The 16,990-nt window shown below is 69.3% G+C and carries 14 protein-coding genes and 2 pseudogenes; 6 read left to right on the top strand and 10 right to left on the bottom strand.

The genetic code is table 11. From position 1 onward, the window contains the following. Positions 1-41: 41 nt before the first annotated feature. Together ABZT03_RS17320 and ABZT03_RS17315 are read right to left on the bottom strand one after the other, a co-directional pair. Positions 42-851 carry an SDR family oxidoreductase gene (locus tag ABZT03_RS17320; RefSeq protein WP_356039883.1) on the bottom strand — a complete coding sequence of 270 codons (810 nt, stop codon included), beginning with the start codon at positions 849-851 and terminating at the stop codon, positions 42-44. 174 nt (positions 852-1,025) lie between these two features. Then, a complete protein-coding gene (locus tag ABZT03_RS17315; protein WP_356039880.1) occupies positions 1,026-2,447 on the bottom strand; it encodes an aldehyde dehydrogenase family protein in 1,422 nt (473 codons plus the stop codon). A 126-nt stretch (positions 2,448-2,573) separates the two neighbouring features. On the opposite strand from ABZT03_RS17315, the gene ABZT03_RS17310 reads away from it, so the two are divergent. Continuing rightward, on the top strand, positions 2,574-3,320 hold the full coding sequence (locus ABZT03_RS17310) for a TetR/AcrR family transcriptional regulator (RefSeq protein ID WP_356039877.1): 747 nt from the start codon (positions 2,574-2,576) through the stop codon (positions 3,318-3,320). Positions 3,321-3,429: 109 nt separating this feature from the next. Here ABZT03_RS17310 and ABZT03_RS17305 read toward each other — a convergent pair whose 3' ends face one another. Beyond that, positions 3,430-4,329: an alpha/beta hydrolase gene (locus tag ABZT03_RS17305; protein ID WP_356039874.1), complete on the bottom strand. Its 900-nt coding sequence runs from the start codon at positions 4,327-4,329 to the stop codon at positions 3,430-3,432. Between the two features lie 196 nt (positions 4,330-4,525). Next, positions 4,526-5,137, bottom strand: a complete 612-nt coding sequence (locus ABZT03_RS17300; RefSeq protein WP_356039872.1) for a CGNR zinc finger domain-containing protein — start codon at positions 5,135-5,137, stop codon at positions 4,526-4,528. Between the two features lie 400 nt (positions 5,138-5,537). On the opposite strand from ABZT03_RS17300, the gene ABZT03_RS17295 reads away from it, so the two are divergent. From ABZT03_RS17295 to ABZT03_RS17280, 4 genes and pseudogenes are all read left to right on the top strand, one after another. Then, a complete protein-coding gene (locus ABZT03_RS17295) occupies positions 5,538-6,326 on the top strand; it encodes an enoyl-CoA hydratase/isomerase family protein (protein WP_356039869.1) in 789 nt (262 codons plus the stop codon). Between the two features lie 45 nt (positions 6,327-6,371). Beyond that, positions 6,372-7,088: a flavin reductase family protein gene (locus ABZT03_RS17290; RefSeq protein WP_356039866.1), complete on the top strand. Its 717-nt coding sequence runs from the start codon at positions 6,372-6,374 to the stop codon at positions 7,086-7,088. 93 nt (positions 7,089-7,181) lie between these two features. After that, positions 7,182-7,460: pseudogene (locus ABZT03_RS17285) on the top strand (hypothetical protein); the annotation flags it as partial. 279 nt (positions 7,461-7,739) lie between these two features. After that, entirely contained in the window at positions 7,740-8,513 is a 774-nt protein-coding gene (locus tag ABZT03_RS17280) for a maleylpyruvate isomerase family mycothiol-dependent enzyme (protein WP_356039863.1), read from the top strand. A 248-nt stretch (positions 8,514-8,761) separates the two neighbouring features. On the opposite strand, the gene ABZT03_RS17275 is transcribed toward ABZT03_RS17280, so the two are convergent. The 6 genes and pseudogenes from ABZT03_RS17275 to ABZT03_RS17250 all read right to left on the bottom strand — a co-directional run bounded on the left by ABZT03_RS17275 (position 8,762) and on the right by ABZT03_RS17250 (position 16,138). Beyond that, entirely contained in the window at positions 8,762-9,319 is a 558-nt protein-coding gene (locus ABZT03_RS17275) for a TetR/AcrR family transcriptional regulator (protein WP_356039860.1), read from the bottom strand. 244 nt (positions 9,320-9,563) lie between these two features. Then, positions 9,564-10,862: an SNG1 family protein gene (locus ABZT03_RS17270; protein ID WP_356039858.1), complete on the bottom strand. Its 1,299-nt coding sequence runs from the start codon at positions 10,860-10,862 to the stop codon at positions 9,564-9,566. A gap of 357 nt (positions 10,863-11,219) precedes the next feature. Beyond that, positions 11,220-12,332 (bottom strand): annotated as a pseudogene (locus tag ABZT03_RS17265) (XdhC/CoxI family protein); the annotation flags it as partial. Between the two features lie 46 nt (positions 12,333-12,378). Continuing rightward, positions 12,379-14,544, bottom strand: coding sequence for a xanthine dehydrogenase family protein molybdopterin-binding subunit (locus ABZT03_RS17260; RefSeq protein WP_356039855.1), 2,166 nt, complete (start codon positions 14,542-14,544; stop codon positions 12,379-12,381). Between the two features lie 74 nt (positions 14,545-14,618). Next, complete coding sequence (locus tag ABZT03_RS17255; RefSeq protein WP_356039852.1) at positions 14,619-15,617, bottom strand: xanthine dehydrogenase family protein subunit M; 999 nt, start codon at positions 15,615-15,617, stop codon at positions 14,619-14,621. After that, entirely contained in the window at positions 15,614-16,138 is a 525-nt protein-coding gene (locus ABZT03_RS17250) for a 2Fe-2S iron-sulfur cluster-binding protein (protein ID WP_356039848.1), read from the bottom strand. The genes ABZT03_RS17255 and ABZT03_RS17250 overlap by 4 nt, the downstream gene beginning before the upstream one ends. Positions 16,139-16,396: 258 nt before the next feature. Here ABZT03_RS17250 and ABZT03_RS17245 point away from each other — a divergent pair, with 258 nt between their 5' ends. Continuing rightward, a complete protein-coding gene (locus ABZT03_RS17245; RefSeq protein ID WP_356039845.1) occupies positions 16,397-16,981 on the top strand; it encodes a TetR/AcrR family transcriptional regulator in 585 nt (194 codons plus the stop codon). Positions 16,982-16,990: the final 9 nt, after the last annotated feature.

The raw sequence follows: 16,990 nt of genomic DNA, 5'->3' as shown, positions 1-16,990 counted from the left end.
TGACGGGCACGACGAGCGATGTGACCGTGGTCCGGAGAGTGTCAGTGGCCGGACCGGCTTGAGCCCATCTGCCACTGGGTCATCGCGCCGAAGGCCAGAGCGGTGACTCGGCGTGTGGTGAAACGGGAGACGAGGGTGCCCACCCAGTTGAACGTGCCGGAGACGACGCTGGGCGGCGGGTTGCGCCGGTCCAGCGCGCGCAGTGCGGTGGTGACCACCTGGCGGGGTGTCTGCTTCGGGACGCCTCGGGCCATGTCGTCGGAGCCGAGCGCGTCGAAGAACTCGGTCCGGGTCGGGCCCGGGGAGATGGCGAGCACGCGCAGGCCGGTCCCCCGCGATTCCTGCCACAGTGCCTCGGTGAAACTCAGCACGAAGGCCTTGGTCGCCCCGTAGACGGCGGCGTTCGGCCACGGCTGGTATCCGAGTGTGCTGGCGACGTTGACCAGGACACCGGTCAGCTGGTCGATGAACGCCCTGGTGACGTCGACCAGGCTGGCCACGTTCAGGCCTATCTCCTGCTGCATGCGTTCCGGATCATCCTGGCGGAACGGGGCATGGGTGCCGAAGCCGGCGTTGTTCACGAGGCTGGTAACGGCGATCCCGCGCCGGGCCACCTCCTCGGCCAGCGCTTCGCCCGCGGCCGGCACGGTCAGGTCGAACGGCACCACCGTGACGGTGATCTGGTGTTTCGCGGACAGCTCGCCGGCCAGGGCGTGAAGCCGGTCCGCGCGGCGGGCGACCAGCACGAGGTTCGAGCCGCGCGCGGCGAACTGGCGGGCGAACTCCGCGCCGAGTCCGGCACTCGCCCCGGTGATCAATGTGGTCTGGGTGCGGTAGTCGATCTTGCTCATGACTGTCGGGGACGCGGCACCCACCCTTGCGGGCACCCCTTCCCCTTCTTCCTTTCAATCTTGCGACGGTCGGTAACCGTCATCTGGTGCCGAGGCGGGCCCGGAGGCCCGGCTCGGCGATGGTCGTGACGCTTGAGGTCGTCATCCCTGGCTGCGGGGCGGGGATCACCCGGCTCACGTGATGCGTCGCAGGATGCGGTCCTTGCCGCGGGTGTAGGGCGGGGTGGCCACGCCCAGCGTGTCCGGCTTGAGGGGCTTGTCGAGGACGGCCTTGAGGTGACTGAAGGTGTCCACGGAGTACGAGCCGTGGTAGCGGCCCATGCCGCTCTCACCGACGCCGCCGAAGGGCAGGTCGAGGGCGCCGAGCTGAAGGAGCGAGAGGCCGAAGACCAGGCCACCGGAGGACGTCTCCGTGGTCAGGCGCCGCTTGGAGCGCTTGGACGCGGTGAAGGCGTACATGGCCAGCGGCTTGTCCCGTCCGTTGATGAAGGCGATCGCCGCGTCCAGGTCGGGGACCCGGACGATGGGCAGGACGGGGCCGAAGATCTCGTCGCGCATCACCGGGGAGTCGGGGTCGACGTCGGCCAGCACGGTCGGGGCGATGTAGCGGGTCTCGCGGTCGTGGTCGCCGCCCACGACGGTCCGGCCGTCGTTCAGCAGGCCGGCCAGCCGGTCGAAGTGGCGCTCGTTGACGATGCGGCCGTAGTCGTTGCTGGCGGCCGGATCGGTGCCGTACATCTCACGGAGCACCTCGACCAGGTGAGTCTCTATCTCGGCGCCCGCGTCACCTATCGCGAGCACGTAGTCGGGTGCGACGCAGGTCTGGCCCGCGTTCATGAACTTGCCCAGGGCGATGCGGCGGGCGGCCATCTTGAGGTCAGTGCCTGGTTCGACGACTGCGGGGCTCTTGCCGCCCAGCTCCAGGGTGACCGGGGTGAGATGACGGGCCGCGGCGGTCATGACGATGCGTCCCACCGCGCCGTTGCCGGTGTAGAAGATGTGGTCAAAACGCTGCTCCAGCAGGGCGGTCGTCTCCGGCACGCCTCCCTCGACGACAGCCACGGCCTGCGGGTCCAGCACCCGGGGCAGCCAGTGGGCCAACACGGCCGAGGTCGCGGGGGCGACCTCGCTGGGCTTGAGGACGACGGCATTGCCGGCGGCCAGGGCACCGATGACCGGCGCGAGCGCCAGATTGACCGGGTAGTTCCAGGGGGCGATGACCAGCACGACCCCCAGCGGCTCACGCACGGTCCAGGCCCGGGAGGGCATGAGCGACAAGGGCACAGAGGCCCTCTTCGGACGCAGCCACCGATCGAGATGACTCAGGGTGTGGTCGATCTCCCTGACGAGGAAGCCGATCTCCGCCATGCGCGACTCGGTCGGGCTCTTGCCGAGGTCGGTGTGCAGCGCCTGCACGAACACGTCCTCCTGCTCCGTCAGCAGACGCCTCAACGCCTGCAGTTGCTGCTTGCGCCAGGCGACGGGCTTGGTGCGGCCGGTGTTGAAGGTGGCCCGCAGTCGCGCGACGGTCTCCGCCGCAGGGGCCGCCGTAACGGCGATGTCCGGCTGACCGCCGGTGGGTGCGTTGGTCTTCATACCCAGAAGCATATACGAAACGAAAGTCTTTCGTTTCGTTTGGTTGTATGCTGGTCTTGTGACCTACCCCACCCTTACTCAACGTTCCGTACGGCAGTCCCACCGGATCTCTTCGGAAACCGCCTGATGACCGGGCCCCAGCCACGCCGGGGGCGCCCCCGCGATGCCTCCCGCGACCGCGCACTGCTGGCCGCGACTCTGGCCGTTCTGACCGAGAGCGGTTACGGCGGGCTCACCACCGCCGCCGTCGCGTCCCGCGCCGGAGTGTCCACCGCCACCCTCTACCGGCGCTGGCCGTCCAAGGAGGTCATGGTCGTCGACGCCGCCGCCGCGTACGCCAAGGAACTGACGGCACAGTCGGACACCGGCACACTCGAAGGTGACCTGCGCGCCCTGCTCCGGGACAAGGCAGCTTCTCTGACCGGGATTGAGGGAGGGGTGCTGCGCACGCTGATCGGCGAGGCCGCGTACAGCCCCTCCCTGGCCGAGGCCCTCACGAATGCCTTCATGGTGCCCGTGCGTGAACGCATGGCGGAGATAACGCAGCGCGCGGTGGACCGAGGTGAGATCCCGCCGGTCGAGCACGCCGACCTGCTGGGCGACCTGCTGATCGGTCCCATGATGAGCAAGTTCTTCCTCACTCCACTGCCGCCGAGCCAGGTCGACGCCGCCACCGCGGAGGAGACCGCCGACCGCATGCTGCCCTTCCTGCTGCGCGCCTTCGGACACCAGGGGCACGGTGGCGAGCGAGAAGCGGCTGCCCGCCCGGTTTCGGGCCTTTCCGAAACGCGTTCGGAATCCCCGGGCCCGACGGCAGCCCCTCAAGAAGGGGCGCCACGAGAAAGTCGGTCGGCGGACGCATCGAACGAGTGACATGCACGCCCGCCAGGTCAGCGACCTGTACGAGGTCGGCTGATGCCGGCGGGCGTGTTCATCGGTCGGGCGTGCTCGGAGCCCTTCATCGGCCACGGCGGCCCCTGGGTCAGCTGTTCAGGAAGCTCAGGATGTGATCGGCGACCGGCTTGGGCTGCTCCAGGTGGAGGAAGTGTCCGGCGCGGGGGACGACGACGCGTTCGAAGCCGTTCTTGAACACGGCTTCCATGCCGTCGCTCACCTCGACGGAAAAGCAGTTGTCGTCGGCCCCGTGGAGGTACAGCGACGGGACGGTGATGGCACCGCTCGCCCGGGCTTCCAGGGCTCGCGTCGCCTCATCGGCGGGTGGTGAGAACAGCTGGCGGTAGTAGCCCAGGACCTCGGTCAGGACTCCTGGAGCGCGGAGGGTCTCCTTGAGCGCGGCACGCTCCGCGTCCGGCAACTCGTAGCCGGGCGACCACTCCCGCCAGAGCCGGTCGATGAAGGCGAAGTCGTCGAGCGCGACGGCCGGCTCCGCCAGGGCCGTCTGGAAGAAGAACATGTACCAGCTGCGCCGCTGCTGGTCGCCGTTGGTGAGCCAGGCGGTTCGCAGCTGCGGGCCGTAGGGAACCGCCATGCCGACAAGCTTGCGGACACGTGTCGCGTCGAGGCTCGCCGCCGCGTACGCCGCCCGAGCACCGAGGTCGTGACCGACGAGATCCGCCCGATCGCGCCCGAGCGCTTCGATCAGGTCCAGGACGTCCCGCCCGGTCGCTGAGGCGCGATAGGACCCGTTGGGCGCCGCGCCATCGGGCCAGTATCCGCGCTGTGCGGGAGCGACCGCCCAGTAGCCGCCCTTCGCGAGGCGGTCGAGCATCCCTGCCCAGGAGCCGGCATGGTCGGGAAATCCGTGGAGGCACAGGACGAGCGGGCCGCTGCCGGCCTCCAGGATCGGAACCTCCAGCCCGCCCGCCTGAATCGTCCGACGACGGATGCCGCCACCAGGCGGTCGCTGTGTCTCGGGTGCCATGAGTTCAACCTCCAGGCCGCCTTCGCGGCGTCGCGGACCGACAGGCCCGGACCGAGTAGTGAGCCCTGAATGCAATAACCGTATAGCTTTCACTTATTTCAGCTCAAGCGATAGCGATGGCCACTGTTGAAAGGAGCAGACTCGCTGTGCTGATTTCGCTGGGGTTGCCCCGCCAGGCGACCGACCGGGACGGCCGCTACAGCCTGGTGGTACGGACCCGCTGACGGGCCCTGTGGGCACGCAGGTTCTCGGGGTTGCCGCAGGTCTTGGTGGAGTGCCACACACCGCTGTTGTTGCGGGAGCGGTCGAAGTACGCCGTTGTACAGCGCGTATTGCGGCAGACCTTGAGCCGGCGCCAGATGTCCGCCTGCTGAGCCTGGAAAACCTCGAGCAGCACCAGGGCGGCCACATACCGCCAGCCCTGGCCGCGAGGCTCCAGGACGGCCCGTCCGTTACGGTCCATCCGCACGGCCGCCGCCGCGACATGAACGGCGGGTACAACGGTCCAGTCGCCGGCGTCCGTGCCGTCGCCGTTTCCGGAGGCGAGAAGCCGCCGCAACTCGGCGCGCAGGCCGCGCAGTTCCTCGAGATCGCTCTCGGTGAGCGAGACCTGCGCCGCGGCCTGCCCCCTCTCCTTCGCCCAGCAGTCCAGCGCCTGATCGACCCAGGCCTGCGCGTCGGCGAGGCCGTCCAGGAGATCGGCCGCCCGGGGTCGGCCGGCGGAAATGGTGTTGAGCAGGTCGTGCACGAGCGCCAGCCCGACCGGTGCCGGTTCGACCTCGTACCGCGTGGACGCGGACCACACCATGGCCCCGCCTTCCTTTCGCTGATCGTTCGGCTCTACCGACATGACCGTGACCGTTTGACCACCTGCTCAGGGTACGACACCTCCGCCCTATTGAAGCGAAAGGAGCTAAAGGCGTAAGGTTATTTCATCTTGATGGCGTCGCAGCCACACGAAGGGTGTCGCTCATGAGCTCCTCCGGCCACCAGCGGCGGGCCGACCACGCGCCGACGCCCCAGGTGACGCAGGTGCGACCCGGGGATGCGGGCACCCCGGGGCTCCCCCACCATCGTCGCCCTGACGGCCCATGAACGAGCTACAGCACGCAGTTCCCATCCCGCACAGTCCGCCCCGGACTGGTTCCGCGAGCGCTCACCCGACCCACGGCGCGCCCGCCCGCACTGTCCCGAGCCAAGGAAGTTCCATGTCCGTTCTCACCCACTCCATCGACGGCGATATCGCCACGATCGTCATCGACAACCCCCCGCAGAACCGCTTCGCACCCGAGTTCGCCCAGGAACTCGGCGAAGCCGTCGACGCCATCACGCGCAGCCCGGCCCGCGCCGTCCTGCTGCGAGCCGAGGGACCTGACTTCAGCTGGGGCGGCGACTTCCGCCCCTGGCTCGACGCCGACCGCACCAGCCTGCGCGCCGACTTCGACGAGATCATGGCCGTGATCAACCGGTTCGAACAGCTCCCGGTCCCGGTCGTGGCCGCGGTCCAGGGGCTGTGCTTCGGCGGCGGGTTCGAACTCGCGCTGCGAGCCGACATCATCCTCGCCGCCGAGAGCGCCCGCTTCGGCCATCCCGAGCAGTCGCTCGGCATCGTCACTCTCCTCGGCGGGATCCACCGTGTGGCCGAACGGGCCGGCCGGGCCCGCGCCTACGAATGGGCACTGACCTCCGAGCAGGTACCCGCCACGGTCATGGCCCAGGCCGGCGTCATCAATCACGTCGTCCCCGACGACGAACTCCGCACCGAAGCCGAGGCCTTCGCCCAAAAGATCGCCGAAGGCCCCACCCGGGCACACGTCGTGCACAAGGCGCTGCTGCGCTCCTGGGCCACGGGCGGCATCCCGGCCGCTGACCAGCAGTTGTTCGACCTCGCCGTCCCGCTCTACGAAACCGAGGACGTCAAGGACGGCCTGGCCTCCGCCGCCAAGGCCCTCAAGGAGGGCCGTCCCCGGCCCGTCCTCCCCTTCAAGGGCCGCTGACCCTCCCTCACTCCCCCCAACGAGCCGCTAGCCAGAGGACACGACATGATCATCGACTCCGCGGACCTGGACGAGAAGTCCGCCTACAAGCTGCTCATCGGCAGTGTCATTCCCCGCCCCATCGCCTGGGTGAGCACCCTGTCCACCGAAGGCGTGGGCAACCTGGCCCCCATCTCCTTCTTCACGGTCGTCGGGCGCAAGCCGCCCCGGATCTCGCTGTCGATGCAGCCGCGCTCGGACGGGGCCACGCTCAAAGACAGCTTCGTCAACATCCGTGACACCGGCGAGTTCGTCACCAACATGGCCACCCTGCCGCAGATCGAGGGGCTGCACCGCAGCGCCTTCGAGTTCGAGCCCGACGTCGACGAGTTCGACGCGGTTGGGCTGGAGAAGGAGCCGTCCGAGGCCGTTCGTCCGCCGCGTATCAAGGGCGCCCCCATCGCTTTCGAGTGCACCGTCGAGCGCATCTTCTCGGCGCCCGACGGACTCAACAACATCGTGTGGGGCAATGTGGTGCGCTTCTACATCCGGGACGACCTCCATGTGGGCGGCCGGATCGACTTCGGTGCCATCGCCCCGGTGGGACGCCTCGCCGCCGAATACACCCTGGTGAACAACACGTTCGTGCCGCCGCTCGACCCCGAGGTGCTCCAGGAGCACTCCGGACGCCGGATGGAGCGCCTGGACCAGAAGGACGAGTACTACTCGCCGATCGACACGCCCCACTGGTCGCCGTCCGGCTCGACCACCACCCTCGACTGACAGTGGGGATGGGACGCGGTGATCCTGCCTGCGGGGCCGGCCGCCGGTTGACCGACGTCTCGTGGCGACTCCGCCGGACCTGACCCGGCCCCGATGAGGAAAGCACGTGTCACGGAAGGGCTCCTCCCGCATCAGGAGGAGCAGGACGACGATTCCGCTCACGATCACGCCGTGATCATCGTGGATTCGGCTGCGGCGGGTCCGTCACCGCCCTCCGGCTCATCGAGCAGGGCTACCGCACACTCGGGCTGGAGGCGGGCCGCCGTTTCACCCCCGACTCGCCACCCAAGGACTCCTGGGACATCCAAGAAGTACCTCTGGGCACCCAGGCTCGGCATGCACGGTGTCCAGCGCAGCCACCTGCGGGGCAACGCTTGTTGCCGGCCGGCAGGGGCGGGTGCGGCTGTTCGCCCTGCGGCCTGGGCGATTGCCCGGGCCGGTGCACCGGGACCGAACTCCCACCCGATCGCATCGGCCGAAGCGCCCTTCTCGCCCAGGGAGCCGTGGAGTTCGTTCCTGACCGAGACGGCCCCTTCGCCGGCCGGGACCCGATCATGAATGCCGTACCCCCCGAAAGTCCTTCAGGTACAGGCGGGAGCTGGACCGGCAGGGCCCTGGACAGCAAGTCCGAGCGCGGACACGATCGCGTTCATGACACCCGAGGATGCCATCGTCGCCACTGCCGACCGGATCGCTGAGCTGCTGGAGGCGGGGGCCGACCCGCGGACGCCGCTGCGGGGCGCCGAGTGGACGGTGGGCGAAGCGGCGGCGCACCTCGCGCTGGCGGGGCAGCTGATGGCCGACGTAGGGGCGGGCGAGGACCGCCCTTACGGCGATGGGACGCCGAGTGGTCTCGCGGCGGCCAACCGTGCGGCTCTGGCCGTCTTCCCGCAGCGCGACCCGGCGGTCCTCGGCGCGCAGATCGCGGACACGGCCAGGGCCTTCGTCGCGGTCACGGCCGGCCGCAGTCCGCAGGAGGCGGTGCTGACGCCGATGGGGCCGATGGACCTGGCCACCCTCGGCTCGTACCTGCTCACGCACCTGCTCGGGCACGGATACGACATCGCGGTCGCCCTGCGCGGGCCCCACATGGTCAACCGGGACGTGGTCGCGTTCACGCTGCCCTTCATGCGACTGGGCATGCCGCGCGTCGTGAACGCCGGCGCGGCCGACCACCATGCGTGTTATCTGCTGCGGATCGGCCGCGACCGCTTCGCCGTCACCTTCGCGGACGGCGTGCCCACGGTCACCGACACCCCGCCCCGCCGGCCCGACTGCACGATAGCCATCGACCCCGTCGCCTTCCTCCTCCTCGCCCTGGGCCGCTGGACCGCCCCCACCGCCATGGCCCGCGCCAAGGTCGTCGTCTGGGGCCGCAAACCGTGGCTGGGCCTGCGCTTCCCGCTGCTCTTCACAGCGCCATAGACGAGCGAGCAGACTGCAGATGCAGGGACACGCCTTCGTGGCGGCGGGCCGCCGGGATGCAGGGCGACAACCTGATCGGGAGATCGGCCTGGGCCGGATGAGGATATGGGGAACACCTGGCGCTGGATGCCGATGCCGACCAGACCGCACGTTTCTTTGCTGCGGCATGCTCGGTAACACGCTCACCGCCATCGGCCTCCCCCGGTGCGGGAAAAAGTAGCCAGGATGCCTTCCGGAAGGACGAGGCGTCAGCGCACGCCTGCCGCATCCAGCAGGGTGACCACCGTGGGGGCGATGAGTCCCGTCAAGGTGTCGGCTCCGATTCCGGCACGGGCGCCGGCGCCATCGAAGACCAGGATCAGCTGCCGGGCCAACAGCTCAGGGTCGCTCGCGCCGCCATGCTCGGCCTCGGTGCGGAAGAAGGCGGTCAGTCTCGCCTTGATCCGGTGTGCCACCTGGCTCGCAGGGTGATTCTGGTCCTTGAGCTCGATCTGCACAGCCAGGTACCGGCAGCCTCGGAAGGAGGGCGCGCCCGCCTGCGACTCCAGTTGCCCGAAGACGTGCAGGATCCGCTCGCGGGCGGAGCGGCCGTCGTCCGCCGGGGGCAGGAGAGTGGCCACGAAGGGGGCGGTGCGCTCCTCCAGGCATGCCGCCAGCAGGTCGTCCTTGCTGTGGAACAGCTGGTACATAGAGCGCTTCGACACGCCCGCCGCCTTGCACAGCGCGTCGACACCGATATTGACGCCGTCCTGGTAGGTGAGCGTGGCCGCCGCCTCCAGCAAGCGCTCTCTGGAAGTTGACTTCACTTCAGTGGTCCTGTCGTGAGGTTGACTCGAATCGGACGCATTGAAACCGGTCGGTTTTCAGTGATGCGGGGAGCCGACCGGCGCCGTCCAGGCACTGAAGTCCGCTCAGAGACTCGGCGACGGTCTCGGAGGAGAAAGACCGTCGCCGAGCCTGACGGTGTGCACGCCCCTCGTCCCCACGGGGGCGGCACACTCGGGGCCACTCCACTCAACGGCCCCGTCCTGGGGAGACGGAAGGAGTGCGCTACACCGGGGTGGCGTTTTTCTCGGGCTCCGCCTCGACAGGGATGCGGTGCAGCCCCTTGCGGTCGTACCACCCCAGCACACCGAACCCGAACAGCACGGCCACCAGGAGGCCGGCGGCCATCATGACCCAGCCCCGGGTCAGACCCGCGTCGCCCTGCGCGTCGTAGTAGAGGATCGCGCGGACGCCGCCGGCGATCTGCCGCAGCGGCTCGAACTCCGCGAGGAAGCGGTAGAAGCCGGGCAGCGCCTGGATCGGCGTGGTGGCGTTAGCCGTCGGCACCGCCATCCCGATGAAGACCAGCGTGGCCACCAGCATGCCGGGTGTGCCGAACACCGCGAGGAGGGTGAGCGCGCCGATCCCGGAGACCGCGACGGCGCACACCGAGAACAGCCACAGCAGCGGCAGGTGGGAGGCGTCCATGCCCATGATGCCGACCGCCCCGACCATGACCAGGGTGCCCATCAGCAGGGACAGGGCTGCCATGAGGGTGCTGCTGATGGCGAGGGTCTGCACCCGGGTGGCCCGGATCAGCGGGCGGTGCAGGCGTAGCGGACCCAGGTCGTTGTGGGTGTAGCCGAGGGTGTGGTCCACCTGGCCGCTGATGACGTTGGCGGAGAGCATGCCGACGACCACGAGGGCGAGCGCGTAGTAGAACGCGGTGAGGCCCAGGCCGCTGTGCGAGTCGAGGGGATGGCCGTCCTTCACCGTGACGGCGGCCGGATCGGCGAGCAGGACGCGTGCCGCGGCGGGCAGCTTCTCCTGCGCGGGTCCGATCTGGGCGGTCAGCTCCTTGCCGATGTGGAGCGAGGCGCTCTCGGCGGCCTGCGTCGTCGCGACCCGCGCCAGGCTGGAGCCCAGGCTGCCGGCGGACTGGTTGGTGAGCACGGTCAGCGCGGGGCGGGCCGGGGTCCCGGCGGCCGTGGTGCCGGTCAAAGCGGTGACCGAGGACGTGAAGTTGGCGGGCACGACGAGCGCGCCGTACAGCTTGCCCTTTCCGAGTTCCTCCTTCACCTCCCGCTCGTCCATCACCTTCCAGTCGATCTTGTCCCCTCCCGCGGTGGACTTGCTGATCGACTCGGTGATCTGGGCGCCCAGGTCGACCTGCTTCCCGCCGACGGCGGCTCCCTTGTCGGCGTTGACCAGGCCGACGGGCAGGTTCTTCATGTGGCCGGCTGGATCGATGTTGGCGCCGACGTACAGCACGGCGAACAGCAGCGCGAGAACGCCCGTGATCACGCCGCTGGCGATCCACAGAGGTCTGGCGCGCAGCACGCGGAAGGGGTGAATTCCATTCATGACTTACTCCGGCCTGGACAACACAGTTACATCGGGAGAAGGCCGGACGGCACCATCGCCGGACCGGGGCCTGCGGACTCAAAATCCTTCGGCACACGAAGGCAACCGTGGATCACGGTCTTGGCCGCCCCCCAAAGGGAAACCGATCGGTTTCCCGCCAATAGTAAACCGATCGTTTTCGTTATTCAAATCGGCCACTGCCGTCCCCGGGAAGACCCCGTCTTGATCACGGACTGTCGGCATCGAGGTGGCCACGCCGACCCGGACCGGGCTCAGGCTGTTCTGGTGTTCTTGACGGTCGGCTCGCAGTCGTGTCACACGGTCACTCGCGCTGATCACCCCCGGCCGGCGTGCTTCGGTGTCGTGGTGGATCGGCGTGTGTGACTCACTCAGGGGGAAACCTGCACCGCCGTGGCGGGCGGCGACGATCTCGGCCGCGATGGACAGAGCCGTCTCCTCGGGCGTGCGGGCACCGAGATCGAGGCCGATGGGCGAGCGCAGCCGGGTCAGTTCGGCTTCGGTGAGGCCGATTTCGCGGAGTCTGCGGTCACGGTCCTCGTGGGTACGGCGGGAGCCCATCGCACCGATGTAGGCGGCCGGCAGCCGCAGGGCCGCTTCCAGCAGGGGTACGTCGAACTTGGCGTCGTGGGTGAGGACGCACACCACCGTGCGTTCATCGGTCTCGGTTTGTTGCAGGTAGCGGTGTGGCCAGTCGACCACGATGTCGTCGGCCTCGGGGAAGCGCGTCCGGGTGGCGAAGACGGGCCGGGCGTCGCACACGGTGACGTGGTAGCCGAGGAACTTGCCGATCCGCACCAGCGCTGCGGCGAAGTCGATGGCACCGAAGACGAGCATGCGCGGCGGCGGCACGCTCGACTCGACGAACACGGCCAGGTCCGGCTCACAGTGGGATCCGTCCTGCGCGATGTCGAAGGTGCCGGTGCGGCCGGCATCCAGCAGGGAGCGGGATTCGCCGGCGACGGCACGGTCCAGGTCCGGATGCCCGCCGAGTTCACCTTCGTACGAGCCGTCCTGACGGACCGTCAACACCTGTCCGAGGAGCCCTGCCGGGCCGCGGACCACGCGGGCGAGCGCCGCCGCCTCGCCCCGGGTGGCCGCCGACAGCGCCATCTGGAACGGCTTCCTGCCTGCTCCGTCGACGGGCACCGGGGTGACCAGGATGTCGAGGACACCGCCGCAGGTCAGCCCGACGGCGAAGGCGTCCTCGTCGCTGTAGCCGAACCGCTCGCGCACCGTCTCACCGTCGGCGAGCGCCTGGGTGCACAGGTCGTAGACCGCGCCCTCCACACAGCCGCCGGACACCGAGCCGATGGCCGTGCCGTCGGCGTCGACGGCGAGCGCGGCGCCCGGCCCGCGCGGCGCGCTGCCGCTGACGGCCACGACCGTGGCCACGGCGAAGTCCCGTCCCTCCTCGAGCCACCGGTTCAGCTCGTCCGCGATGTCCAGCATGGGAGTTACTTTCTCGTCGTGTCGTGTCGCGCAGACCGGGCCGTCGTCAGAACAGCTTGTCCAACGTGATCGGCAGATCCCGGATCCGCTTACCGGTCGCGTGATAGACGGCGTTCGCGATCGCGGCCGCCACCCCGGTCGTGCCGACCTCGCCCAGCCCGATGATGCCCAGGGGCATCGTCTTGTCCGGTTCGTCGAGCCAGGCCACGTCGATCGGGGGGATGTCGGCATGCACCGGCACGTAGTAGGAGTCGAGGCCGGCGCTCATCGTGCGCCCGTTGCGGGGATCGACCAGGCTCTGCTCCGACAGCGCCATGCCGATACCCATGACCACGGCCCCGCGGAGCTGGCTGGCCGTGGTCTTGGGGTTGATGATGCGCCCGACGTCGAACATGCCGAGCCAGCGCGAGATCCGCAGTTCGCCCGTGTCGGCGTTCACCCGCACCTCACAGAACTGAGCGCCGCGGGCGGCCTTGGACCAGCGCTGGTCCTTCAGGAAGTTGGTGAGGAACCGGCCCTGACTGCCCAGCAACCCCCGCCGGGTGTCCGACCCGACCGAGGCCTCAATGAACGGTCGCCCCGCTGCGCGCAGGGCGGCCGCCGGTTCCTGGCCGGTCGTGCCCGTTCGCCGGGCCAGAGCGGTCACCTTCCGGGTCAGCTCGGCGCATGCGGCGAGGAGGCTGGTGGCCACCGTCGCCGTCTGGTTGGAGTTGCCGGCCATCGGGCCGGACGGCAGGGCCGAATCGCCGTACTCGACCCGGACCTTCTCGTACGCGATGCTGAGCGCGTCGGCGGCGATCTGTGCCTGTACGGTCGCGGCTCCCATCCCCATCTCGTGGAAACCGCACTGCACGAGCGCGCTGCCGTCGTCGCTCAGACACACCTTGACGTCGGCGACCAGGCGCAGGGTCGGGTGGAAAGCGGTGGCCATGCCCATCCCGACGAGCCACTCGCCGTCCCGCATGGAGCCCGGTTCGGGGTCACGGTCCGCCCAGCCGAAGCGTTCCGCGCCCCTCTCGAAGGCTTCACGCTGCATGCGCTGGGAGAACTTCTTGCCACCCGTCGGATCCTTTGCGGGCTCGTTGCGCAACCGCAGGGCGATCGGGTCCATGGACAACTCGTAAGCCAGTTCGTCCATCGCCGATTCCAGCACGAAGCTGCCGATCGCCTCGCCGGGGGCGCGCAGCCAGGTGTTGGGCATCAGATCCATCGCGACGAGGTTCTGCCGGGTCAGCATGTTCTTGGCGCCGTAGAGGTGCCGGGCGGGCGAGCTGGTCGCCTCGAGCAGGCCCCCGGCCGATCCGGTGCGGGTGATGCTGTCCTGGATCAGCGAGGTGAGCCGGCCGTCGCGGGTCGCACCGAGCGCGATCCGGTTGGTCGAGGCGGTGCGCCCGCCGGTGGCGCGGTTGACGGCCTGGCGGGTCAGTGCCAGGCGCACGGGCCGCCCGACGGCCTTGGCCGCCATGGCCGCGATGACCGTGCCGGGCCAGACGGCGAACTTGCCTCCGAAGCCGCCCCCCAGGAACTCGGCACGGACGCGGACGTGGGACACCGGCACACCGAACCGCCCGGCCAGGTAGCGGCGGCTCTGGTCCGTCGCCTGTGTGGTGTCGTGCACGGTGAGATGGTCACCGTCCCAGACGGCGACCGTCGCGTGCGGCTCGATCGCGTTGTGCTGCAGGCCGGGCGTGGTGTAGCGCAGGTCGACCGAGACCTCTGCGGCGGCCAGCGCCGCCTCGGCGTCGCCCTTCTTCGTGTGGCCGGCAAAGGTGAGGTCGCCCTTCGCCGGGGTGGCGTTGTTCTGCTCGGCGGCGAAGTCCACCCGCGCGGGCAGCGGGTTGTAGGTCACTTCGACGAGCGGGGCGGCCTCGTTCGCCGCGGCAGAGGTCTCGGCAACCACGACGGCGATCGGCTGGCCGTCCCAGAAGACCTGATCGGTGTTGAGGTAGTCGAGGCTGGTGCCCGCCACGTCCGGTCCGAGGTTCAGCACGATGTTGGCTTTGCGTACGGGCCGGATCCTCGGCGCGTTGAGGTGGGTGATGACCGCGACGACGCCGGGCACCGCGGCCGCCGTGGCCGTGTCGACGCCGGTGATCGTTCCACGGGCGACAGTGGCATGCACCAGCGTCGCGTACGTGAGGTTCGGGTAGTGGTGCTCGGCGGAGAACCGCACCGCCCCGGTCACCTTCGTGTGGCCGTCCCGGCGGTCCACCGGCCGTCCGACCGCTCCCCCGACGGGCACAGAAGCGCCTGTGCCGGGCTCGGAGCCTGTCCAAGTGCGTGTGGTCACGATGCGCTCCGCTCAGCGTTGAGTCTCCGCAGCACGGCCACGACCGTCCGCTGGGCCAGGTCGATCTTGAAGGCGTTGTCGGGCAGGGAAAGGGCGGGGGCGAGTTCGGCGGCGGCGGCCATGGCAAAACTTTCGTCAGTGGCTTCGGCGCCGAGCAGCAGCTCTTCCGCGATGCGTGCCCGCCACGGCTTGGTCGCGACGCCGCCGAGTGCGAGGCGGACCTCGGCAATGCGGCCGTCCGCGCCGACCTTGAGCGCGGCAGCGACGGAGACGAGGGCGAAGGCGTAGGACGCGCGGTCGCGGACCTTGCGGTAGAGCGAGTGCGCCGCGACCGGCACCGGCGGCAGTTCGACGGCCGTGATCAGCTCGTCGGCGGCCAGCACCGTCTCGATGTGGGGGGTGGCGCCGGGCAGCGTGTGGAAGTCGGCGACCGGGATACGGCGCACACCGCGCACGCTTTCGACCTCGACGACCGCGTCGAGCAGCACCAGCGCCACCGCCATGTCCGAGGGATGCGTCGCCACGCAGTGCTCGCTCGCCCCCAGCACCGCGCTGCCGCGGGAGAACCCGCCGATCGCGTCACAACCACTGCCTGGTGCGCGTTTGTTGCAGGCGGAGGCCTCGTCGTAGAAGTACATGCAGCGGGTGCGCTGCAGGAGGTTGCCTCCCACGGTCGCCATGTTCCGCAGCTGGGCGGAGGCCCCGAACAGGATGGCCTGCGCCAGCACCGGATAGCGGGTCCTGACCAGAGGGTCCGCGGCGAGCCGACTGTTGGTCACCAGCGCGCCGACGCGGAGGGTGCCGTCGGGCAGTTCTTCGATCCCGGTCAGCGGCAGGCGGGTGATGTCCACGACCGTCGCCGGGTGCTCGATGCCCTCGCGCATGAGGTCGACGAGGTTCGTCCCGCCCGCGAGGAACTTCACATCGTCGTTGCCGGCGATCTCGCGGAGTGCCGTGCCCACGTCTGGTGCGCTGAGGTAGGAGAACGACTTCACTTCGCGACCTCCTTGATCGCCGAGACGATGCCGTTGTAGGCGCCGCAGCGGCACAGGTTGCCGCTCATCCGCTCCCGGATCTCCGCCTCGTCCAACTCCCCGCCACTGTCGGCGAGATGCTCGGTCGCCGCGCTGGGCGTGCCTTCCTTGTGCTCGGCGAGCATCCCGATCGCCGAACAGATCTGACCCGGCGTGCAGTAGCCGCACTGGAACCCGTCCGTGCGGACGAACGCTTCCTGCAGCGGGTGGTCGACCCCTTCGATGGTCGTGATCTCACGGCCCTGGTACTGCACCGCCAGCGCGAGGCACGCGTTGATCCGTCGGCCGTCCACCAGCACCGTGCAGGCGCCGCACGCGCCTTGGTCGCAGCCCTTCTTGGTACCGGTCAGGCCCAGGTACTCGCGCAGCGCGTCGAGCAGGCTCACCTGCGGCGCGACGTCCAGCCGTTGGGCGGACCCGTTGATCCGCAGCTCGATATCCACCGTGTCGTTCCTCCGGTTCACCCGTGGGGTCGTTCTCATGGGGGGCCATCAGGCACATACGCCAGGACCAGAGGGACTCCGCTCCGCGGACTTCAGAAACCGCCGACCGGGGAGCCGAATCATGAGAGTAGGTCCATGATCTAAAACAGCAACGTAGCAGTTCATGCCATTAATGGCATCACGCTTGTCGCAACTTTACATTTCCATGCAACAGCATTGATGCAAATCGGCACAAATCCGCAGGTCAGGCGTATGGTCTTCGGTGCATCACGAATCAACAACGGGAGTGGATAAGTCATGGGCCGACCCCTGCGGGCCGATGCCGCACGCAGCGTGCGCGCGATTCTGGAAGCGGCCGAGCAGGTCCTCGCCCAAGACCCCGGGGCCTCCATGGAGCAGATAGCCGAGCAGGCGGGCGTGGCCAGAACGACCGTGCACCGGCGGTTCGCCAACCGCCAGGCCCTCATCGAAGCACTCGCCGCATCGGCGAAGCAGCAGCTCTTGGAGGCCGTAGAGGACGCCCACATGGACACCGCCCCACCGCTCGTGGCACTGCACCGCGGCACGGCGAACGTACTGCGGACCAAAAGCGTCTGGCGGTTCACCCTCGGCCACCCCCTCGCCGACACCCCCCTCACCGAGGTGATCTGGTCCGAGATCAACGCCGGCGTCCTGGAGTTCTTCGCCCGCGCCAAGCACGAAGGGCTCCTCGCCCCGGACACGGACCTCCTGTGGGCGCGGCGGGTCTACTACGCCCTTGTCGACGAGGCCCAGCACGGAGGCGGCGCGGGTCTCCGCCCGGAGCAGGTCCGGCAGAACGCGGACGCACTGGCCACGCTCGTCGTCGACACGTTTCTGCGCGGCATGGGGCCCCACGGCTGAACCGCCCGG

This window comes from Streptomyces sp. NPDC005574, assembly GCF_040605435.1.
Classification (GTDB): Bacteria; Actinomycetota; Actinomycetes; order Streptomycetales; family Streptomycetaceae; genus Streptomyces.
Note: the sequence above shows the minus strand (reverse complement) of the source record. Positions and strands in the feature narration are given on the sequence as shown.